Origin of the sequence: Streptomyces sp. NPDC050548, from assembly GCF_044457385.1 — a bacterium.
GTDB lineage: Bacteria > Actinomycetota > Actinomycetes > Streptomycetales > Streptomycetaceae > Streptomyces.
The window spans coordinates 87,404-108,109 of the sequence record NZ_JBITGV010000023.1 but is presented as its reverse complement, the minus strand read 5'-3'; the positions used below and the strand labels follow the sequence as shown (position 1 = coordinate 108,109).

At 71.7% G+C, this 20,706-nt stretch carries 21 protein-coding genes; 6 read left to right on the top strand and 15 right to left on the bottom strand.

Features of this window, described 5'->3' with window-relative positions:
- Nucleotides 1-289 precede the first annotated feature (289 nt).
- The gene (locus ACIBJH_RS42035; protein ID WP_399122225.1) at nt 290-916 is read left to right on the top strand and encodes an SCO3374 family protein; all 627 of its coding nucleotides are present in this window, start codon (nt 290-292) and stop codon (nt 914-916) included.
- On the opposite strand, the gene ACIBJH_RS42030 is transcribed toward ACIBJH_RS42035, so the two are convergent.
- The 10 genes from ACIBJH_RS42030 to ACIBJH_RS41985 all read right to left on the bottom strand — a co-directional run bounded on the left by ACIBJH_RS42030 (nt 895) and on the right by ACIBJH_RS41985 (nt 9,291).
- Entirely contained in the window at nt 895-1,230 is a 336-nt protein-coding gene (locus ACIBJH_RS42030) for an Lsr2 family protein (RefSeq protein WP_019075461.1), read from the bottom strand. The genes ACIBJH_RS42035 and ACIBJH_RS42030 overlap by 22 nt on opposite strands.
- Before the next feature lie 224 nt (nt 1,231-1,454).
- The gene (locus ACIBJH_RS42025) at nt 1,455-1,988 is read right to left on the bottom strand and encodes an amino-acid N-acetyltransferase (protein WP_200715432.1); all 534 of its coding nucleotides are present in this window, start codon (nt 1,986-1,988) and stop codon (nt 1,455-1,457) included.
- A gap of 9 nt (nt 1,989-1,997) precedes the next feature.
- Nucleotides 1,998-2,411: a BlaI/MecI/CopY family transcriptional regulator gene (locus ACIBJH_RS42020; RefSeq protein WP_399122260.1), complete on the bottom strand. Its 414-nt coding sequence runs from the start codon at nt 2,409-2,411 to the stop codon at nt 1,998-2,000.
- A gap of 122 nt (nt 2,412-2,533) precedes the next feature.
- On the bottom strand, nt 2,534-2,713 hold the full coding sequence (locus ACIBJH_RS42015) for a hypothetical protein (protein WP_399122224.1): 180 nt from the start codon (nt 2,711-2,713) through the stop codon (nt 2,534-2,536).
- A 48-nt stretch (nt 2,714-2,761) separates the two neighbouring features.
- A complete protein-coding gene (locus ACIBJH_RS42010; RefSeq protein WP_399122259.1) occupies nt 2,762-3,409 on the bottom strand; it encodes a hypothetical protein in 648 nt (215 codons plus the stop codon).
- A 459-nt stretch (nt 3,410-3,868) separates the two neighbouring features.
- A complete protein-coding gene (locus tag ACIBJH_RS42005; RefSeq protein WP_019075456.1) occupies nt 3,869-4,666 on the bottom strand; it encodes a type III pantothenate kinase in 798 nt (265 codons plus the stop codon).
- A gap of 2 nt (nt 4,667-4,668) precedes the next feature.
- Nucleotides 4,669-5,646 (bottom strand): carboxylating nicotinate-nucleotide diphosphorylase, encoded by a 978-nt coding sequence (gene nadC, locus ACIBJH_RS42000; RefSeq protein WP_399122223.1) that lies wholly within the window; start codon nt 5,644-5,646, stop codon nt 4,669-4,671.
- A gap of 5 nt (nt 5,647-5,651) precedes the next feature.
- Nucleotides 5,652-7,370 carry an L-aspartate oxidase gene (locus ACIBJH_RS41995; protein ID WP_399122222.1) on the bottom strand — a complete coding sequence of 573 codons (1,719 nt, stop codon included), beginning with the start codon at nt 7,368-7,370 and terminating at the stop codon, nt 5,652-5,654.
- The gene (gene panC / locus ACIBJH_RS41990) at nt 7,367-8,374 is read right to left on the bottom strand and encodes a pantoate--beta-alanine ligase (RefSeq protein WP_399122220.1); all 1,008 of its coding nucleotides are present in this window, start codon (nt 8,372-8,374) and stop codon (nt 7,367-7,369) included. The genes ACIBJH_RS41995 and panC overlap by 4 nt, the downstream gene beginning before the upstream one ends.
- Nucleotides 8,371-9,291, bottom strand: a complete 921-nt coding sequence (locus tag ACIBJH_RS41985) for a Rossmann-like and DUF2520 domain-containing protein (protein ID WP_399122219.1) — start codon at nt 9,289-9,291, stop codon at nt 8,371-8,373. The genes panC and ACIBJH_RS41985 overlap by 4 nt, the downstream gene beginning before the upstream one ends.
- Nucleotides 9,292-9,477: 186 nt before the next feature.
- Between ACIBJH_RS41985 and ACIBJH_RS41980 the strand changes: the two genes are divergently transcribed.
- Complete coding sequence (locus ACIBJH_RS41980; RefSeq protein ID WP_399122218.1) at nt 9,478-10,677, top strand: threonine aldolase family protein; 1,200 nt, start codon at nt 9,478-9,480, stop codon at nt 10,675-10,677.
- Nucleotides 10,678-10,801: 124 nt separating this feature from the next.
- Nucleotides 10,802-11,911, top strand: a complete 1,110-nt coding sequence (locus ACIBJH_RS41975) for a DUF5937 family protein (RefSeq protein ID WP_399122217.1) — start codon at nt 10,802-10,804, stop codon at nt 11,909-11,911.
- 34 nt (nt 11,912-11,945) lie between these two features.
- Here the strand turns inward: ACIBJH_RS41975 and ACIBJH_RS41970 are convergent, their stop codons facing one another.
- Together ACIBJH_RS41970 and ACIBJH_RS41965 are read right to left on the bottom strand one after the other, a co-directional pair.
- A complete protein-coding gene (locus ACIBJH_RS41970; protein WP_399122216.1) occupies nt 11,946-12,617 on the bottom strand; it encodes a response regulator in 672 nt (223 codons plus the stop codon).
- A gap of 123 nt (nt 12,618-12,740) precedes the next feature.
- Nucleotides 12,741-13,946: a histidine kinase gene (locus ACIBJH_RS41965; protein ID WP_399122215.1), complete on the bottom strand. Its 1,206-nt coding sequence runs from the start codon at nt 13,944-13,946 to the stop codon at nt 12,741-12,743.
- A 118-nt stretch (nt 13,947-14,064) separates the two neighbouring features.
- Here ACIBJH_RS41965 and ACIBJH_RS41960 point away from each other — a divergent pair, with 118 nt between their 5' ends.
- Nucleotides 14,065-15,084, top strand: a complete 1,020-nt coding sequence (locus ACIBJH_RS41960) for an SAM-dependent methyltransferase (RefSeq protein WP_399122214.1) — start codon at nt 14,065-14,067, stop codon at nt 15,082-15,084.
- Between the two features lie 18 nt (nt 15,085-15,102).
- Here the strand turns inward: ACIBJH_RS41960 and ACIBJH_RS41955 are convergent, their stop codons facing one another.
- Nucleotides 15,103-16,254: an NADH-quinone oxidoreductase subunit D gene (locus ACIBJH_RS41955; RefSeq protein WP_399122213.1), complete on the bottom strand. Its 1,152-nt coding sequence runs from the start codon at nt 16,252-16,254 to the stop codon at nt 15,103-15,105.
- Between the two features lie 31 nt (nt 16,255-16,285).
- Between ACIBJH_RS41955 and ACIBJH_RS41950 the strand changes: the two genes are divergently transcribed.
- Both ACIBJH_RS41950 and ACIBJH_RS41945 read left to right on the top strand, forming a co-directional pair.
- Nucleotides 16,286-16,786, top strand: a complete 501-nt coding sequence (locus ACIBJH_RS41950; RefSeq protein ID WP_399122212.1) for a PH domain-containing protein — start codon at nt 16,286-16,288, stop codon at nt 16,784-16,786.
- Nucleotides 16,783-18,147, top strand: a complete 1,365-nt coding sequence (locus ACIBJH_RS41945) for a PH domain-containing protein (RefSeq protein WP_399122211.1) — start codon at nt 16,783-16,785, stop codon at nt 18,145-18,147. The genes ACIBJH_RS41950 and ACIBJH_RS41945 overlap by 4 nt, the downstream gene beginning before the upstream one ends.
- A gap of 7 nt (nt 18,148-18,154) precedes the next feature.
- Here ACIBJH_RS41945 and ACIBJH_RS41940 read toward each other — a convergent pair whose 3' ends face one another.
- Both ACIBJH_RS41940 and ACIBJH_RS41935 read right to left on the bottom strand, forming a co-directional pair.
- Nucleotides 18,155-19,459: a hypothetical protein gene (locus ACIBJH_RS41940; RefSeq protein ID WP_399122210.1), complete on the bottom strand. Its 1,305-nt coding sequence runs from the start codon at nt 19,457-19,459 to the stop codon at nt 18,155-18,157.
- 94 nt (nt 19,460-19,553) lie between these two features.
- Nucleotides 19,554-20,684 (bottom strand): alpha/beta hydrolase, encoded by a 1,131-nt coding sequence (locus ACIBJH_RS41935; protein ID WP_399122209.1) that lies wholly within the window; start codon nt 20,682-20,684, stop codon nt 19,554-19,556.
- Between the last annotated feature and the right edge of the window lie 22 nt (nt 20,685-20,706).

Sequence of the window (20,706 nt, the reverse complement as noted above, 5' to 3'; positions counted from 1 at the left end):
CTCCAACCTGATGGTGCGAGACGATGTTCCCGCAGGCCAGGCAGTTACCCTCACCTTGAGTACGCCGATGGCGAACGTGAGACGCCCTTTTCTGCGTGTCGCCCCCTCCCACTAGGGATTGTCTTACCCGTACGGACTGACACTCCATGCCGAGCGCACCGGTTCCCTCCGCTACGGGCGAACAACCTTGCGCGGTCCATCGCCCCGAACGCCCCCCTTTTCCGGCACCCTGCGCAATCACCTGACCACCCAGCGTAACTCTCGGCCCGGTTCGACGGTTGCACTTGGCATGGTTGGCACAGTCCCCCCGGTCACCACGGTCCCCTCCCCCCGTCGCCCGCTCGATCCGGACGACCGACGGCGGCACTGGTACGAGAACGAACTGGGGTGGCGGACGGTGCCCGGAGAGCCGCTGCGGCTCGTCACGGGGCTGCGGTTCGACGTCCTGGACGTGCCGGTCGAGGCCGGTGCCGCGGCGCTGTGGCGGCTGGGGCCCGACTCTCCGGTGGCCGTACGGGGCGACCGGATGCGGCTGCTGGTGGCCGCGGGCAGCGCGGAGGAGCTGCCGGGGCTGCTGGACTGGTTGGAGTGGGGCGCGCTGGCGCCGGCGCTGGATCTGGTGGCGCTCGGCGAGGGCGGGCACATGGAGGCACCGCCGGTCCCCGGGACGGGGTCCGCGCAGGGACACCCCGGGACGCCGCTTCCCGCGGGTCGTCCGGGTCCCGTGCAGGGGGCCGCCGTATGGCTGCGGCCCCCCGAGCCGGGATGCGAGGTCGAGGCCTCGCTGCCGACACTGTCGGCAGTGGGGAGCCCTGGGGGCGCCCCTGATCTCGTACGACTGGTGGACACGGTGGCCACACAGTGCCACCGGGTCCGGCTGCGGCGCTCGTGCGCTCAGCCGTTGGCCTTCTCGTAGGCCTCGCGAATGGACGCGGGAACACGGCCGCGGTCGTTGACCTCGTAACCGTTCTCCTTGGCCCACGCGCGAATCTGCGCCGTGTCCTGGCTGCCACCGGTAGCGGCGCGCGCCTTTCCACGACCACCCGAAGCACGGCCGCCGGTACGACGTCCGCCCTTCACGTAAGCGTCGAGAAGACCACGGAGCTTGTCCGCATTCGCGGTGGTGAGATCGATCTCGTACGTCTTGCCGTCCAGTGCGAACGTCACCGTCTCGTCCGCCTCGCCGCCGTCGAGGTCGTCGACAAGAAGGACCTGAACCTTCTGTGCCACCGGATTTCCTTTCATCGATAACTTGCGGGCCTGGGGTCTGCGGCGTCCGCCGTTTCGCCGTCCCCTGTTATATGCAGTACTGCAGTACGTCGGAAAGCAAACCGCTTTTGCTGGAAAAACACAAACCCCTGGGAGAGACCGAGTGACCTCCCCGGTCCGGAAAGATGCGCGTTTCGGACATAGGGAACCTGGGCAGGGCCTCCGGGCCGAATTGAGCGCAGCGATCACAGATGCAGAAGCATCCGACTGTTGCCCAAGGTGTTCGGTTTCACTCGTTCGAGACCCAGGAACTCCGCCACGCCCTCGTCATAGGAACGCAACAGCTCCGCGTAGACATCGGTGTCAACAGGTGTCTCACCGATCTCCACGAAGCCGTGCTTGGAGAAGAAGTCCACTTCGAAGGTGAGACAGAAAACGCGACGAACGCCTAGCCAACGGGCCGTGTGCAGCAACTTCTCCAGCAACTGATGACCTACACCGGCGCCCTTCAACCCGGGCTTCACGGCGAGAGTACGGACTTCCGCGAGGTCTTCCCACATGACGTGCAGTGCGCCGCAGCCGACGACCTCGGCGTTGTCGTCGCGTTCGGCGACCCAGAACTCCTGTATGTCCTCGTAAAGAGTCACGGTCGCTTTGTCGAGCAGGATGCGACCGCGAACGTAGGCGTCGAGGAGTCGGCGCACCGCCGGCACATCACCGGTCCGGGCCCGCCGGACGGTGATGGCTTTCGCGGTGACTTCTGGGTGCTCTGCTGACATGAGCGGACGCTATCGCCCGCCGCCCGAGGGCGGGGAGCCGGGGTTCTCGACGCGATCCGAGGGTTCGGGTGTTTCCGGTCCCTGGACGATGCGTACGGCGCTGCGCAGGGCCTCACGCTGTTCGTCGCTCATCATCCCGAAGAAGGCGACGAGAGCGGCCGCGGGGTTGTCGCTCTGGGACCAGGCGTCGTTCATCAGGGCCGCCGAGTAGGCGGCCCGTGTGGAGACCGCCTCATATCGATACGCCCGGCCTTCCGCCTCGCGACGCACCCAGCCCTTCTGATGGAGATTGTCCAAAACGGTCATCACCGTGGTGTACGCGATCGACCGTTCCTGCTGAAGGTCTTCCAGGACTTCTCGAACGGTCACCGGGCGGTTCCACTTCCACACCCGCGTCATGACCGAGTCTTCGAGTTCTCCCAATGGGCGAGGCACAGCTCAGAACCATAGTGGAAAAGGCACAAAAAGGGCGTACGACTCGGAAAGCACGCGCACGCGTGCGGGAGTCGTACGCCCTTGAAGGCGCCGCCGAAAAAGGCGGGGGGTCAGGCTTCGGTGATCGAAGAAGCCTGGCGGGCGCTCTCCGCGCGCGCGATGGCGGCGTCGACGGCCGCGTCCTCCTTGGCCTTCATGGCCCCGCCCTGGGTCTTCACGATGACCCGGATCAGTCCGATGAAGAACACGGCCATGACGACCGGGGGCACGAGCGCGGAGACATAGTCCATGCCCTCCAGAGTAGCCACGGGCCCTGGAGGGGACGGGGCGGGGTCGTTTCAGCCGGCGGCGAGCTGCTGCGGCGGGTTCGCCGGGGGCGGTGCCGGTTTGCGCCGGGGGAAGACCTCGCCCGGGGTGGGGATCGGCCGGGACGGCTTGGGGGCGGCGGGCGCGGGTGCGGGCGCCGGCCGCTCCACGGGCTTGCGTACGGGCTCCTTGGCGTCCTCCCCGGCCGAATGCCCGGCCGTCGCGGAAAGGCCGCCGGAGCGGCCTCCGGGGAGCGCCAGGAGTCGCGTGCGGGACGCGGGGACGGTCGGGGCGGGCCGGGCGGTGGTACGGCGGGCGAGGCGGGCGCGTACGTCCTGTTCGGCGAGCGTGAGGCAGCGGTCGAGGAGGGCTGCGGCGGCCGGGTTCCCGCGCAGCGCACGCAGCGCGGAGAGGTCGTCGACGTCCGGGCGGTACCCGGCGCCGAGCGCCTCCTCCAGGAGCGTGAGGTAGCCGGCGGTGGTGCCGGGCAGGGCGGCGCGGTACCGGGCGAGGTCGGCGACCAGGAAGGCGCGCAGCCGGACCCCCTCGCGTACCGCTTCGTCGAGGGATTCGGCGAGCCGTAGACAGTCCTTGACGTCCTCGGCGGAGGCGGTTCGGGGCTGGAGGGCGAGGGCGAGGGCGCGACGGAGCACACGCAGCTCCTCCGCACCGAACGCCATGCCGCCGCGGGATCCGTATGGCGTGGGCATGCGGCGACGATACGCGCTAATCAGACAAATTCGACATAGGGGGCGGGTGTGGCGCGGGGATTTCGCGGGGCGACGGGCAGCGGCTGCCCGGGCGGGCACCGGCAGCCGCGCCGTGGCTGGTACCCATCGGCTCCGTCGCGTGCATGGCAGCCGCCGGGTCGCGACGGCATCCCATGGGCCCAGGCCGCGACGCCTCGCGCGCGTGAGCGGCGCCGAGGGGGTGGGGGCACCGCCCGGCGGCGGCTCGTCCGACGCGCACTCCGCGGCTACCACGACCGGCATCAACTCCCCCGCGCGCCAAGGCAACCGTGCCCCGGGGCGCGACAGCACCTCGGGGCACGGGAGACGGCACCTCCGCACAGGTGAGCCACCTCAGCGGGGCGGCGCCGACCCGCGCCGGGAGGTCCCGTCCCGGCGCAGGGCACCAGGTCACATCCGCGACACGTTCCGCTCGTAGACCAGCCGCAGGCCGATCAACGTCAGCCAGGGCTCGTGCTCGTCGATCACCGAGGCCTCGCCCAGGACCATCGGGGCGAGGCCTCCGGTCGCGATGACCGTCACGTCCTCCGGGTCGTCGGCCAGTTCCTTGGCCATGCGGGTGACGACTCCGTCGACCTGTCCCGCGAAGCCGTAGACGATGCCCGACTGCATCGCCTCGACGGTGTTCTTGCCGATCACGCTGCGCGGCCGGGCCACCTCGATCTTGCGCAGCTGGGCGCCCTTGACGCCGAGCGCCTCGACGGAGATCTCGATACCGGGGGCGATGACACCGCCGACGTACTCCCCGCGCGCGGAGACCGCGTCGAACGTGGTCGCCGTACCGAAGTCGACGACGATCGCGGGGCCGCCGTAGAGCTCGACCGCGGCGACCGCGTTGATGATGCGGTCCGCGCCGACCTCCTTGGGGTTGTCGGTCAGGATCGGCACGCCCGTCTTGACGCCCGGCTCGACGAGGACGGCGGGCACGTCTCCGTAGTAGCGGCGGGTCACCTCGCGCAGTTCGTGCAGGACGGACGGCACGGTGGCGCAGATCGCGATGCCGTCGATGCCGTCGCCCAGCTCCTCTCCGAGGAGCGGGTGCATGCCCATCAGGCCCTGGAGGAGGACGGCGAGTTCGTCGGCGGTGCGGCGCGCGTCGGTGGAGATCCGCCAGTGCTCGACGATGTCCTCGCCGTCGAACAGACCCAGCACGGTGTGCGTGTTGCCCACGTCGATCGTGAGGAGCATGACTACTGCGCCTCACGGAGGTCGAGGCCGATGTCCAGGATCGGCGCGGAGTGGGTCAGGGCGCCTACGGCGAGGTAGTCCACCCCGGTGTCCGCGTACGCCTTGGCGTTGTCCAGGGTGAGCCGTCCCGAGGCCTCCAGGGCGGCGCGGCCGTGCACGATGCCGACGGCCTCCGCGCACTCGCCGGGGGTGAAGTTGTCCAGCAGGATCAGGTCGGCGCCCGCGTCCAGGACCTCGCGGAGCTGGTGCAGGGTGTCGACCTCGACCTCGATCGCCACCTCCGGGAACGCCTCCCGTACGGCCTTGAAGGCCTGGGCGACGCCGCCCGCGGCGACCACGTGGTTGTCCTTGACGAGGGCCGCGTCCGACAGGGACATGCGGTGGTTGACCCCGCCGCCGCAGCGGACCGCGTACTTCTCCAGGGAGCGCAGGCCCGGTGTCGTCTTGCGGGTGTCGCGGACCTTGGTCTTCGTGCCCTCCAGGGCGTCCGCCCACGCGCGCGTGGCGGTCGCGATGCCGGAGAGGCGGCACAGGAGGTTGAGCGCGCTGCGCTCGGCGGTCAGCAGGTCACGCGTGCGTGTGGTGACCGACAGGAGCTTCTGCCCGGCCTCCACGAGGTCGCCGTCCTCCGCGTGCCGCTCGACCTCGAACTCGTCGGTGCAGACCACGGAGATCACCGCTTCGGCGACCCTGAGGCCCGCCACGACACCGGCCTCGCGCGCGGTGAAGTCGGCGGTGGCGACGGCCCCTTCGGGGATGGTCGCCACGGTCGTCACGTCGACACCGCCGTCGAGGTCCTCCTGGACGGCGACATTGGCGATGTCCTCGACCTCCACGGGGTCGAGACCCGCGTCGGCCAGGAGTTCGGCGAGCGCGGGGTCCAGGCCGCACTCCAGGTACTCCGCGTCGGCGCCCGCGCCACAGGCACAGCCGTCGCCGCAGCCGCCGCTGTCGGCGAGGGGAAGGTCGGGGGTGCTCACTTCTGTCACTGCTCCTGGGGACGGTGCTGCCGGGTCGGGGGGAAGTCTGCGGTGTCCGTGGTGTGCACGGCCAGCGTGCGGTCGGGATTCAGCCGTACGACGATGTGGCGGCGCCAGGCGCTGTCGTCGCGCTCGGCGTGGTCCTCGCGCCAGTGGCAGCCGCGGGTCTCCTCGCGCCGGGCGGCGGCGGTGACCAGGACGCGGGCCACGCACAGGAGGTTGGTGGCCTCCCAGGTGTCGACGCCGGGCTCGGCGGTCTTGCCGTTCTCGTCGAGCGCGTCGCGGGCGTCGGTGTGCAGCTGCTGGAGCTGTCCGGCGGCCCTGGCGAGGGATTCGGCGGAGCGCAGGACGCCCGCGCCCTCGGTCATGATCCGCTGGATCGCGAAGCGGGCCTCGGGGGCGAGCAGCGGGTGCGCGGGCTTCTGGGGGTGCGGGACCGGTTCGGGCACGCGCGCGTGGAGGGCGTTCTCCGCCTGGCTCGCGGTGATGTCGGCGACGATCCGCTCGGCGTAGACGAGGCCTTCGAGGAGGGAGTTGGAGGCGAGCCGGTTCGCGCCGTGCACGCCGGTGCAGGCGACCTCGCCGCACGCGTACAGGCCGGGGACGGTCGTACGGCCCCGGGAGTCGGTGCGGACGCCGCCGGAGGCGTAGTGGGCGGCCGGGGCGACCGGGACGGGCTCGGTGACCGGGTCGATGCCGTGGCTGCGGCAGGCAGCGAGGATCGTCGGGAAGCGGTGCTCCCACATGTCGGCGCCGAAGTGCCGGGCGTCGAGGAACATGTGCTCGGCGTCCTGCTCCAGCATGCGCCGCGTGATGCCCTTGGCGACGATGTCCCGGGGCGCCAGCTCGGCCAGTTCGTGCTGGCCCACCATGAAGCGCACGCCGTCGGCGTCGACGATGTGGGCGCCCTCGCCGCGCACCGCCTCGGAGACTAGGGGCTGCTGGCCCTCCGCGTCGGCGCCGAGGAACAGCACGGTGGGGTGGAACTGCACGAACTCCAGGTCGGAGACCTCGGCGCCCGCGCGGAGGGCGAGCGCGACCCCGTCGCCGGTCGACACGGACGGGTTGGTGGTGGCCGAGAAGACCTGCCCCATGCCGCCGGTCGCGAGGACCACGGCGGGCGCGTGCACGGCGCCCACACCGTCGTGCTGGCCCTCTCCCATGACGTGCAGCGTGACGCCCGCCGTACGGCCCTCGGCGTCCGTCAGGAGGTCCAGCACGAGCGCGTTCTCGATCGTGCGCAGGCCACGCGCGTGTACGGCCTCGACGAGCGCCCGGGAGACCTCCGCGCCGGTCGCGTCGCCGCCCGCGTGCGCGATGCGGCGCCGGTGGTGACCGCCCTCGCGGGCCAGCTCCAGTCCTCCTTCGGAGGACTCGTCGAAGTGGGCGCCGGTCTCGATGAGCCGCCGTACGGCGTCGGGGCCCTCGGTGACGAGGATCCGTACGGCCTCCTCGTCACACAGGCCCGCGCCCGCCACCAGGGTGTCGTCCAGGTGCTGTTCGGGGGTGTCGCCCTCCCCCAGGGCGGCGGCGATGCCGCCCTGGGCCCAGCGGGTGGAGCCGTCGTCGAGACGGGCCTTGGTGACGACGACCGTCCGCAGGCCCGCCGCCTCGCAGCGCAGGGCCGCGGTCAGCCCGGCCACTCCGGAGCCGACGACCACCACGTCCGCGGCGATGGACCACCCGGGGGCGGGCGCGTGCAGTCGTATGCCTGTGCTGGTCACGAGGCGGCTCCGAGGGTTCCGAAAGCGAGTGGGATGTTGTCGATCAGCCGGGTCGTCCCGACCCGGGCGGCGACGGCGAGGACGGCCTCGCCGGTGAAGTCCTCGTCCACGTCGGTGAAGTCGGACGGGTCGACCAGGGCGAGGTAGTCCAGGGCGAGCGGCGGGTCGAGGCGGGCGGCGGAGTCGAGGACCAGGCGGGCGGCGGCGCGGACGGACGCCGGACCGCCGGGGCCGGGGGCGGCCTTGGCGACGGCGTGCGCGTCGGCCGCCGCGCGGGACTCCCCTATGGCGCTGAGCGCCTCGGCACGCGCGTGTGTGGCGGGCACTTCGAGGGCCCGCGCGCGCAGCGCCTCCTGGGCCGCGTGCCGGTCGCGGCCGGCGAACAGGGCCTGGGAGAGGGCGAGCGCGGTGCGCCTCTCCTGGGGGGACAGATAGCGGTTGCGGCTGGACAGGGCCAGGCCGTCGGCCTCGCGCACGGTCGGCACGCCGACGATCTCGGTGCCGAAGTTCAGGTCGCGCACCATGCGGCGGATCAGGGCGAGTTGCTGGGCGTCCTTCTGGCCGAACAGGGCGGTGTCGGGGCGGGTGAGGTGCAGCAGCTTGCCGACGACGGTGAGCATGCCGTCGAAGTGCCCGGGGCGGACGGCGCCCTCCAGGCGTTCGCCCATGGGGCCCGCCGAGATGCGCACCTGGGGTTCGCCGCCGGGGTAGACCTCGTCCACGGAGGGGGCGAACACGACGTCGGCGCCCGCCTGTTCGGCGATCTTGAGGTCGGCGTCCAGGGTGCGCGGGTAGCGGTCGAGGTCCTCGCCCTCGCCGAACTGCAGCGGGTTCACGAAGACGGTGACCACGACCTCGCCGTCCGGTCCGGCGAGTTCGCGCGCGGTGCGGACCAGGGTGGCGTGGCCCTCGTGCAGGGCGCCCATCGTCATCACGACGGCGCGGCGGCCCGCACGCGTGCGTGCGTGCAGTTCGTCGGCGGTGCGCAGCAGGGTGGTGGTCATCCGGCATCTCCCTCGGTGCCGTTGGCGAGGACCCCGAGGAGGTCCTCGGCGAGTTCCGGCTTGAGCAGCCCGTGGGCCAGAGCCCGGTCGGCGGTCGCGCGGGCCATCGCCAGATAGCCGGCGACGGTCCCCGGGGCGTGCTTGCGCAACTCGGTGACGTGCGCGGCGACGGTGCCCGCGTCCCCGCGCGCGACGGGGCCGGTGAGGGCCGCGTCGCCGGAGCGCAGGGCGTTGTCCAGGGCGGCGCCCAGCAGCGGGCCGAGCATCCGGTCGGGGGCCTCGACGCCGGCCGTGCGCAGCAGCTCCATGGACTCGGCGACCAGCGTGACCAGGTGATTGGCGCCCAGGGCGAGGGCCGCGTGGTAGAGCGGGCGGTTCTCCTCGGCGATCCACTCGGGCTCGCCGCCCATCTCGATGACCAGGGCCTCGGCGGCCAGCCGGAGCTCCTCGGGCGCGGTGACCCCGAAGGAGCATCCCGCGAGGCGCTGGACGTCCACAGGAGTGCCCGTGAAGGTCATCGCGGGGTGCAGGGCCAGCGGCAGCGCGCCGACGCGCAGAGCGGGGTCCAGGACCTTCGCGCCGTACCGCCCGGAGGTGTGCACGAGGAGCTGGCCCGGCCGTACGGCGCCGGTCTCGGCGAGGCCCTCCACGAGGCCGGGCAGGGCGTCGTCCGGGACGGTGAGCAGCACCAGGTCTGCGCGCTCCAGGACCTGGGCGGGCGTGAGCACCGGCACGTCGGGGAGCATCAGCGCGGCCCGTCGCCTGGAGGCGTCGGAGACCCCGGAGACGGCCACCGGACGGTGCCCGGCCAGCTGGAGGGACGCGGCCAGTACGGGGCCCACCCGGCCGGCGCCGACGACGCCGACCGCGAGCCGCGCGGGGCGGTCCTTGGGCTCTGGCTGTTGGAATGTACTCACGCGAGTGCGGCCTTCCCGTTCCAGTCCGCTCCGGGTACCGGACGATTTCTCGTCATGTTAACGCGATCGGTTCGAGGGGCGTCCGGTTGTCCACAGGCTGTGGGTTGTCACACAGCCTGTTGCGGACGGGAAAGCCTGTGGAAACCCGGATGCTCGCACGCACGTACGCCAGGCATCATCCGGAGCATGAGCGATGCGGCGGAACACAGCGACCAAGAGGCAGAGCCGGCGACCGAGGAGGAACGGAACCTGGAGCGCCGTAGACGGCGTATCGCCGCGAACCGGAGCGCCGAGCGGTCCCTCGCGCGCCTCGGCTTCCTGGACCCCCTCCGGGAGCGACTCGCCTTCGTCCAGGAGGCGGCCGAGCTGTACGACCTGGACGAGGCGTCGGACATGTACGGCAGCGAGGTCGTGGAGACCCTGGAGAAGCGGGTCGCCGAACTGCTCGGCAAGGAGGCCGCGGCCTTCTTCCCCACGGGCACGATGGCGCAGCAGGTCGCCCTGCGCTGCTGGGCGGGGCGTACCGGCAACCCGACGGTGGCCGTGCACCCGCTGGCCCACCCCGAAGTGCACGAACGGAACGCCTTCAGCCAGGTCAGCGGCTTGCGCCCGGTCCATGTGACGAGCGAGCCCCGGCAGCCGACCGCCGACGAGGTGCATGACTTCCCCGAGCCCTTCGGGGCGCTGATGCTCGAACTGCCCCTCCGGGACGCCGGTTTCGTCCTCCCCACCTGGGAGGAGCTCTCCGCCCTCGTCGACGCAGCGCACGAACGCGACGCGGTGGTCCACTTCGACGGCGCCCGCCTGTGGGAGTCCACCACCCACTTCGGCCGCCCGCTCGACGAGATCGCGAGCCTGGCGGACAGCGTCTACGTGTCGTTCTACAAGTCCCTCGACGCCCTCGGCGGCGCCGCGCTGGCCGGCCCGAAGACCCTGATCGACGAGGCGAAGACCTGGCGGCACCGCTACGGAGGCGCGGTCTTCCAGCAGTTCCCCACCGTGCTGACGGCACTCGCGGGCCTGGACCGGGAGCTGCCCCGGCTGCCCGCGTACGTGGCCCACGCGCGCGTGGTCGCCGAGGCACTGCGCGAGGGCTTCACCGCGGCCGGGCTGCCGTGGATGCGCGTCCACCCCGAGCAGCCGCACACACTCGACTTCCAGGTCTGGCTGCCGTACGACCGTGACGCCGTCACGGAGGCCGCGATCCGGACGACGGAGGAGACGAGGACCGCTCTGTTCTCCAATCCCTGGGACGCGAAGGGTCCGGGGCTGGCGGTGACGGAGGTCTATGTCCGGGCCGCCGCCCTGGAGTGGACGGCCGAGGACGTGAAGGCGGCGGTCGCGGACTTCGTGGTCCGTCTGAAGGAGGAGACCGGGGGTGGCTGAGGGGCGTCGGCCCTGCCGGGTGTCAGCAGGCGGGGCGGTCCTGACGGGCGGCGGGTGGCGCGTCGATTGACGGGCAGTGTCAATCGACGGGGGCGTTGTCAGTGGCGAGGTGCACGATGGGGACATGAGCGTGCACATCGACATCACGGGGCTGCGGCAGGAGCAGGTCGTCTTCGCGCCCTCGCCCCTGGGCGAGCTGTGCATGGCGCTGCACGCGATGTCCGAGCCGGGTCACCATCCCGGCCTCCAGGGGTGGGTGACCGGTGTCACCGCGCGGCTCGACCCGCATCTGGCGGACCGGATGTGCGAGGCGGACTTCCTGTGGCGGTCGACGTTCTCCGACCTGTTCCTGCCGTACGCGGGCATCCCGGGCCGCAGCACGCTCCCCGGGGCCACCCTCGCCGAAGAGCTGGACCTGATGGACAAGCTGACGGACGAGCAGTTCGTGGACGCGGCACTGGAGTTCACCACCTGCAACATCACCTACAGCACCGGCGGACCCGGCCCGCTCTCGGACGCCACGATCAGGCTGCGTGCCCTGGAGCAGGCAGCGACCCGCGGTCCGCGTCAACTGGCGTTCACCGAGCGGCTGTTGGCCGATCCGCCGCGGACCAGGGCCTGGCTGCGGCAGTTCCTGGAGGACTGCGACGAGGCGTTCTTCGCGGACACCTGGTCGCGGATGCAGCACCAGCTCGCGGCCGACGCCCGCCACAAGACGGACCTCCTGCGGCACAAGGGCCTGGCGGAGGCGCTGACGTCGATGTCCACCGCGGTGACGCTCGACGAGAGCGCCACCCGCATCACGGTCGACAAGCTCGGCGACGGCCGTACGGCGACCCAGGACGGCGGCCTCCTCCTGGTCCCCACCAGCCTGGGCTGGCCGCATCTGACGGTCCTGTACCGCTACGGCTGGCAGCCGGTCGTGCACTACCCCGTGGGGTCGCCCAAGTTCGCCGCGCCGACCTCCTTGGAACAGCTGACCCTGCGGATGACGGCCCTGTCCCACCCGGTCCGTATGCGCCTGTGCCGCAGCCTGGCCCGCACCGCGTACACCACCAGTGAGCTGACCCAGGTGCACGGCATGACCGCCCCGGAGATATCCCGTCACCTCGGCGTCCTGAAGAGGGCCGGTCTGATCACCACCCGCCGCCGCGGCCGCTACGTCCTGCACCAGCTGGACGTCACGATGGTGGCCCGTCTGGGCAGCGACTTCCTGGAGGGCATCCTCAGGTAGTCGCGGTCACCGTGCCTCACGCGGTCACCGTGCCTCAGCCGTGCCCGCCGGCCCGCACCAGCCCCGTCTCGTACGCCAGGACGACCACCTGCACCCGGTCCCGCAGGCCCAGCTTGGTCAGGATGCGGCCGACATGGGTCTTCACGGTCGCCTCGGACAGCACCAGGCGGGCCGCGATCTCGCCGTTGGACAGCCCCGTGGCGACGAGGATCATGACCTCGCGCTCGCGCTCGGTGAGCCGCTCCAACTCCTTGTGCTGAGGCTCCTTGCCGGCGGAGGGCAGCATCGGGGCGAAGCGGTCCAGGAGCCGGCGGGTCGTGGAGGGCGCCACCACGGCGTCGCCGCTGTGCACGGAGCGGATCGCGGTGAGGAGTTCGCCGGGCGGCACGTCCTTGAGCATGAACCCGGAGGCGCCGGCCTTCAGCCCGGAGAAGGCGTACTCGTCGAGGTCGAAAGTGGTCAGGATCAGCACCTTCGGCGGGTTCTCGCCCTGGCAGATGCGGCGGGTGGTCTCCACCCCGTCCAGCTTCGGCATACGGACGTCCATCAGCACCACGTCGACCGCGGTGGCGGCCAGCACCTGAAGGGCCTCGACACCGTCGCCCGCCTCCGCGACGACCTCCATGTCCGGCTGGGCGGCGAGCACCATCCGGAAACCGGTGCGCAGCAGCACCTGGTCGTCGACGAGCATCACGCGGATCGTCATCGGGTCCTCTTCCGTTCCGTCAGCAGGATCGTTCAACAATTCATTCAACAGGTTGAGGCCGTTCAACAGGTCGTTCAACGATTCGTTAATTCGTTACAGGTGTCAGTAATCGGCGTACGAAGATCAGTGGGCGGGTTTCAGCGGCAGCAGCGCGCTGATGCGGAACCCGCCGCCCGGGCGCGGGCCCGCGTCCAGAGTGCCCCCGACCATGCCGACCCGCTCGCGCATACCGATCAGACCGTGCCCCTGGCCGTCGACGCCGCCCTCCTCGTACAGCTCGTGCGGGGCGCCCTTGCCGTCGTCCTCGACGAGCAGCCCCAGACCGTCGTCGAAGTACACCAGCCGCACACTGGCGCCCGTGTTCGGCCCCCCGTGCTTGCGGGTGTTGGTGAGCGCCTCCTGCACGATCCGGTACGCGGTCAGCTCGACGCCGCTGGGCAGCGGGCGCGGGGTGCCCTCGACCTTGAAGTCGACGGGCAGTCCGGACGTACGGCACTGCTCGACCAGGTCGTCGATCTGCTCGACGTCCGGCTGCGGAACGTACTCCCCGGCCTCCTTGTGCTCGCCGGTGCGCAGCACACCCAGCAGGCGGCGCATCTCGGCGAGAGCCTGGCGGCCGGTGGAGGAGATCGTCTCCAGGGCCTTCTTCGCCTGGTCCGGCGCGGAGTCCAGGACATAGGCGGCGCCGTCGGCCTGGACCACCATCACCGACACGTTGTGCGCGACCACGTCGTGCAGTTCGCGGGCGATCCGGGCGCGCTCGGCGGCGACCGCGACCTTCGCCTGCGCCTCGCGCTCCTTCTCCAGGCGCGCGGCGCGCTCCTCCAGTTGCGCGAAGTACGCGCGCCGGGTGCGCATCGAGTCGCCCAGCACCCAGGCCAGCGCGAACGGCACCGTCTGGAAGACCGCGAGCGCGACAAGACCGGCGGAACTGGTGTGCTCCTGGGGCCAGCGGATCTGCGACAGGGTCGCCGCGCCCAGACCGGTCGCCAGGGCGAAGCGGGAGGCCCAGCGGGCCCCGATCGCGGCGACCGTGTAGACGATCACCAGCATGGCGAAGTCGGCCACCACGGGCTCGATGTCGAGGATCAGCTGCGCGAGCCCCGTCACCAGGACCAGGACCAGCATCTTCTCCGGCCAGCGGCGGCGCAGCGCGATCGCCACGCACATGACGGCGGACACCGCGAGCGCGCCCGTGGCCGTCCCGTGCCGGCCCGACGCGTAGCTGGTACTCGCGATGCTCACGCCGCTCAGCCCCAGCAGGAAGACAGCCCAGAAGGTGTCGACCCATGTCGGGTGTCTGCGGAGGAAGTCGTAGAGGCGCTGCACGTAACCCAGCGTAGGGAAGCGCGAAGTGTGCCGGGGTCAACCGGAGGATCGATCCGTATACGCCCGGCGTACTCCCCAAGGTGGAGGCCCGGTTGTCCTGTGCACTTAATCTGGCACCGTGACGGACGACACTGCGGCCGGGTGGCGGGGCTGGCGGGCGGCGACCGAGGACGCGCTGTACGGGCCCCAGGGGTTCTACCGGAGGCCCGAGGGGCCCGCCGGGCACTTCCGTACGTCCGTGCACGCGTCGGCGCTCTTCGCCGGGGCCGTGGCACGGCTGCTGTGCCGGGTGGACGAGGCGCTGGACCGGCCGGCCGCGCTGGACCTCGTGGACCTGGGCGCGGGCCGCGGCGAGCTGGTGACCGGCGTGCTCGCCGCGCTGCCCGCCAAAGTGACGGCACGCGTGCGTGCGTACGGCGTCGAGATCGCCGACCGCCCCGAGGGACTCGATCCCCGCGTCGAGTGGCTGACCGACTCCCCGAAGGGGATCACCGGCCTGCTGTTCGCCAACGAGTGGCTGGACAACGTACCGGTGGAGGTCGCCGAGGTGGACTCCGCCGGCGTGCCGCGGCTCGTGCTCGTACGGGAGGACGGGACCGAGCGGCTCGGGGAGCCGGTCGCCGGTGCGGAGGCCGAGTGGCTCGCGCGGTGGTGGCCCCTGGCGCCCGAGGAGGGGCTGCGCGCCGAGATCGGGCTCCCCAGGGACACGGCCTGGGCGTCCGCCGTAGCCACCGTCGAACGGGGACTCGCGGTCGCCGTCGACTACGCGCACACCCTGGAGACCCGCCCCCCGTTCGGCACCCTCACCGGCTTCCGCGAGGGCCGCGAGACGGCACCCGTGCCGGACGGCTCCTGCGACATCACCGCGCACGTCGCACTGGACGCCTGCGCGACGGCCGCGACTTCGGCGGGCACGCTCCCCGGCGCACGCCTGCTCACCCAACGCGCCGCCCTGCGCGCCCTCGGCGTCACAGGCGCGCGCCCCCCGCTCACGCTGGCGTCCACCGACCCGACGGGGTACGTCCGCGCCCTCGCGCGCGCCGGAGAAGCCGCCGAACTCACCGCACCGGGCGGCCTCGGCGACTTCGGCTGGCTCGTGCAGTCGGTTGGAATTCCGGACCCGCTGGGCGAGCCGTGAACGCCCTCTACTTGTCGCCTACTTGTCGATGTCCCCGACCACGAAGAACAACGACCCCAGAATCGCCACCATGTCCGCCACCAGCGTCCCCGGAAGCAGCACCGCGAGTGCCTGGATGTTGTTGTAGGACGCCGAACGCAGCTTCAGCCGGTACGGGGTCTTCTCGCCCTTGCTGACGAGGTAGTAGCCGTTGATGCCGAGCGGGTTCTCGGTCCACGCGTAGGTGTGCCCCTCGGGCGCCTTGAGGACCTTCGGGAGCCGCTGGTTGATCGGCCCCGGCTCCAGCTCGGCGAGCCGGTCGAGGCAGGCGTCCGCGAGGTCGAGCGCGTTGTGGGTCTGCTCCAGGAGCACTTCGAAGCGGGCGAGACAGTCGCCCTCCTGGCGCGTGACGACCTTCAGGGTGTCCTGGAGATCGCCGTACGCGAGATACGGCTCGTCGCGCCGCAGATCGAAGTCGACGCCCGAGGCACGCGCGATGGGCCCGCTCACCCCGTAGGCGTGCACGGCCTCCGCGGACAGCGCGCCGACCCCCCGGGTGCGCCCCCGGAAGATCTCGTTGCCGAGCACCAGGTCGTCGAAGCGGTCCATCCGGGAACGTACGGCGGCGACGGCTTCACGCGCGCGGGAGGCCCATCCGGCGGGCAGGTCCTCCTTGAGGCCGCCGACGCGGTTGAACATGTAGTGCATGCGCCCGCCGGAGACCTCCTCCATGACGTTCTGAAGGACCTCGCGCTCCCGGAACGCGTAGAACACCGGGGTGATACCGCCGAGTTCGAGGGGGTAGGACCCCAGGAACATCAGGTGGTTGAGCACCCGGTTCAGCTCGGCGAGCAGCGTGCGCGTCCACACCGCGCGCGGGGGCACCTCCATGCCGAGCATGCGCTCCACCGCGAGGACCACGCCCAGCTCGTTCGAGAACGCCGACAGCCAGTCGTGGCGGTTGGCGAGCATGATGATCTGGCGGTAGTCGCGCGCCTCGAAGAGCTTCTCGGCGCCGCGGTGCATATAGCCGATCACCGGCTCCGCGTGCTGGATGCGCTCGCCGTCCAGGACGAGCCGCAGCCGCAGCACTCCGTGCGTGGAGGGGTGTTGGGGGCCGATGTTGAGCACCATGTCGGTGCTTTCCGCGGCGCCGCCGATACCGACCGTGGTCTCCGTCGTGGGAGTCATGGACACAGTCTCTCGTACGTACGCTTGCGCCATGGAAACGGGGACTGCCGCTCAGGACGACGCGGCGCGCGAGCCGGTGTGGACCGGGCTGCCGCCGGGGCTGCTGAAGATGCGCCGGATGCTGCTGGTGGTGTGGCTGGGGGTGCTGACCCTTGCCCTGGGGGTGCCGCTGGGCCTGTTCGCCGGCCCGGGGTGGGCGGCGTTCGCGCTGCTGCCGCTCGGCCTCATGGCGTGGGGCTGGGTGGTCCTGGGCCGCAACTGGCGCTCCTGGCGGTACGCCGAGCGCGCCGACGACCTGCTGATCAGCAAGGGCGTGCTGTGGCACCACGAGACGATCGTCCCGTACGGGCGGATGCAGCTCGTGGAGGTGACCTCGGGGCCCGTGGAGCGGCACTTCGGGCTCGCCAGCGTGCAGCTGCACACGGCCGCCGCGGCGACCGACGCGACCATCCCGGGGCTGGACCCGGCCGAGGCGGAGCGGCTGCGCGACCGGCTCACCGAGCTCGGCGAGGCCCGATCGGCGGGGCTGTGACGACGCCGGGCGCCGACAAGGACGTACCCGAGGCCGCAGAGGTCGCGGCGGTCGTACGGGAGCAAGTGCCCGTCGTGGAGCGGCGGTTGCATCCGGTGACGCCGTTGCGCCGGGCGTGGGCGCCGGTCGCCGTCATCATCGGGTGGGCGGTGCACGACCCCAACCAGGCCCAGGAACAGCTGACCCGGCTGACCACCGTCACCCTGCTGATCGCGCTGGCCGTGATCGTGCCGGCCGCCGGTCTGTACGGCTTCCTGACCTGGTGGTTCACCCACTTCGCGGTGACCGACACCGAACTGCGCATCCGTACCGGCCTGTTGTTCCGGCGCACCGCGCACATCCGGCTGGAACGCATCCAGGCGGTCGACGTGACGCAGCCGCTTCTCGCGCGCGTGGCGGGCGTCGCCAAGCTGAAGCTGGACGTCGTAGGCACCGACAAGAAGGACGAACTGGCCTTCCTCGGAGAGGACGAGGCGCGGGCGCTGCGGGCCGAACTCCTCGCGCGGGCGGCCGGGTTCGCGCCCGAGACCGCCCACGAGGTCGGCGAGGCGCCCTCGCAGCAACTGCTGCACGTACCGGCCGGCGTCCTCGCGGTGTCCCTGGTGCTGACCGGCGCCACCTGGGGATCGCTGGCCGCCGCCCTCGTCGTACCGCCGCTGCTGTGGCTCGCCACCCACAGCGTGTGGACGGTCCTCGCGACCGCGCTGCCGCTGCTGGGCGCGGCGGGCGCGAGCAGTGTGGGGCGGTTCGTCGGCGAGTACGACTGGACGGTGGGCGAGTCCCCCGACGGGCTGCGCATCGACCACGGGCTGCTGGACCGCACGCACGAGACCGTGCCCCCGGGGCGGGTGCAGACCGTGCGGATCGTGGAGCCGCTGCTGTGGCGGCGGCGCGGCTGGGTGCGGGTCGAGCTGGACGTGGCCGGATCGTCCAACTCCGTGCTGGTGCCGGTCGCCCCGCGCGAGATCGCCGAGTCGGTCGTCGCGCGCGTGCTGCCCGGTGTGACGGTGCCGTCGCGCCCGGAGCTGTCCCGGCCGCCGCGCAGGGCGGGTCGCTGCGTGCCGCTGTGGTGGCGGGGCTACGGCCTCGCGGTCACCGACACGGTGTTCGTGGCCCGGCACGGACTGCTGCGCCGCAGCACGGCGCTGGTGCCGCACGCGAAGGTGCAGAGCGTACGGCTCACGCAAGGGCCCTGGGAGCGGCTCTGGGGGCTTGCCGAGGTGCATGTGGACACGGGGGCCAACGCGACCGTGACAGCCCGTCTGCGGGACGCCGGCGAGGCCGCGGAGCTGCTCCGCGCCCAGGCCGAGCGCTCCCGGACGGGCCGCAGGGACGCCCGCCCGGACCGCTGGATGGCCTGAGGCCCGGTCAGGAAGCCGCGCTGCGCAGTCCGGGAAGGTTGATCTGCTCGGTCTCGTCGTGCGCCGTCAGGTCGATGACCTGGACCGCGCCGACACCCCGGGAGCGCTCGTCGGCCGGCTTGAACTGCGCCTCGGCCTCCGCCTTGTGCACCGCCAGGGCCTCCTGGCCCACGACGTCGGCGAGATCCTCGTTCTGTACGGCGTCCATCTCGGCGGACGCCGCGCCCTTCTGCATGCCGAAGAAGTCGAACCCGCCCTCGATCGGCCGCCGTACGGGAGACGCCGGTACGACCGCCACCGCGGTCGGCACGGTGAAGTGGCCCGAGGGATGCGCGGGTTGGACGGACTTCGCGGCCGGGGGGACGGCGGCCGCGTGCTCATGCCCGTCGACCGCCTCGGGCTTCCCCTCCGCCTCGTCCTCCTGCGCGGCCTCCGACTCGGCCGCGGGGCCGCCGCCGGCCTCCACCGGGGCGGGCTCGGCCGACGCGGAGTCGTCGTCCTTCGGCGCGGGCGCCGCCGACTCGGCGTCGTCGTCCTTCGGCGCGGGCGCCGCCGACTCGGCGTCGTCGTCGAGCCGCACCAGTGCCGCCTGCGCGCGCAGGAACAGCTTGGACCCCTCCGGGGAGAACACCGGTGAAGCCGCCTGCTTCTTCTCCGCGACGACCTCGGACTCGGACTCCTCGCCGGCGTCCTCGGCATCCGTGGCGGACTCGGCCGGGGCAGCCACAGCCTCGGTGTCGTCCGTCGCGGAGTCGTCTTCGTCGTCCTGGACATCCACGAGGTCCAGGTCCACGTCCGCCGGGACCTCGTCGGCGGCGTCCGCCGGAACCGGCGGCAACGCGTGCGTGGCGGGCTCCGCGGCCTCTATCTCCAGCAGGCGGCGGCCCTCCAGGGCGCTGGCACGCTCGGTCTCCGCCGTGGCGTACCGGCGCAGCAGTGCCGCGTGTTCGTTGCGCAGCCCCGCCAGCTCCGTGCGCTTGGCGCGCAGCTTGTGCTCCAGCTTGACGCGCAGTTCGCGCGACTCGTCGAGGTCGGACTCAAGTTCGGCGAGCCGCTCCTCGTAGCGCCACTCGTCGCTCGTACGCGCGCGTACCAGGTCGGCGACCTGCTTGCCCGCCTGAGTGTCCCAGCGGCGCATGACGGCCGCACCGACGAGCGCGGTCGCGGCGGCTATCGCCGCGACTATGCGCAGCGCGGCGGCTTGCGAGAAGACCCACGGCCCGAAGGCGCAGACGAGCGACACGCCTGCGATCGCCGAGGGAGGCAACAGCCGGTGCAACGGCGGGGAATGGCGGTGACGTCCACGTGGCATGGCCAGAAACTTACCGCGCGTAGGCGAATCATGGTGCCCCGCCCGGTAAAAACACAGCCACTCCTATTCCCTCACCTCAGTTTAACGGTCACTTTCAGCCGTTGCCGAGCCGTCCGCTCAACCACTCCAGGGTCGCCGGGATCTCCCGTCGCCAGGTGTTGAAGTTGTGGCCGCCGCTGTCCAGGATGATCGACGCGATACGGGTGGAGTTGTTGGCCTTCACCTTGTCGATGAATTTCAGGGTGTCCTTGTAGTTGTGCTCCCCGGCCTTGCTGCTGGTGACGAGCAGTGAGGTGTCGGGCGCGGGCCGGTGCTTGAGGTACCACCACAGGTTCGCCTCGTTGCGCAGCGTCTCGTCGCCCTGGAAGAGGTCACCGGTGGTGGGGTCGGTCGGCGCCTTGTAGTACGGCGAGAGGCCCGCGCCCGCCGCGTACACCCCGGGGTGGTGCATGGCGAGTTTCAGGGCGCAGTAACCGCCCGTGGAATCACCGACGATGCCCCAGCTCCCCGGTTTTCTGCTCACCCTGTAGTGGGTCGTCACGGCGTCCGGGAGGTCCTTGGCGAAGAACGACTCGGTCCGCGGTCCGCCCGGGACGTCCACGCACTCCGTGTCGCGCGGCGGCGCCACCGTGGGCCGCAGCATCACCAGGATCATCGGCCGCATCCGGCCGCTCCTGGCCAGCTGCAGTGCCGTGCGCGGGTAGTTGAGCTTGTCGACGAGCGCCTGGGCGGTGCCCGGATACCCCGTGAGGACGACCGTCGCCGGGAACGTGCGCGTGCGGTACCGCGGTTGGAAGTACTCCGGCGGCAGATAGACGTACGCCGGAGTGGCGATGTGGGTCGTACGGCCGACTATGTCGACCCGCTGCACCTGGCCCACGCTGCTCGGCAGGGAGGCGCCGCCCGGGGCGTCCACCCGCCGGGTGCCGACCACGTGGAGCGGGCCGCCCGCGCCCCGGAGCGCCGTGTGGTCGACGACGACGCCCTGGTCGGTCTCCCGGCCGAACAGGTCGGACCAGCTGGCGTAGAACCCGAAGGCCTGATTGGCGCCGAGGCCCACCGACACGAAGAGCACCAACTGCGTTGCCAGCAGCAGGCCGACGCGCCCGCTGACGGCCCGCCAGTTCCGTCGGGCCAGCCGCGGCCACAGCCATACCGTGCCGACGAACAGCAGCACGGCGCACACGAACGCCAGTGCCAGCACTTTGTTGCTCGTGAGTCCCATGAACTGTCCCCGCCTGCGCTTT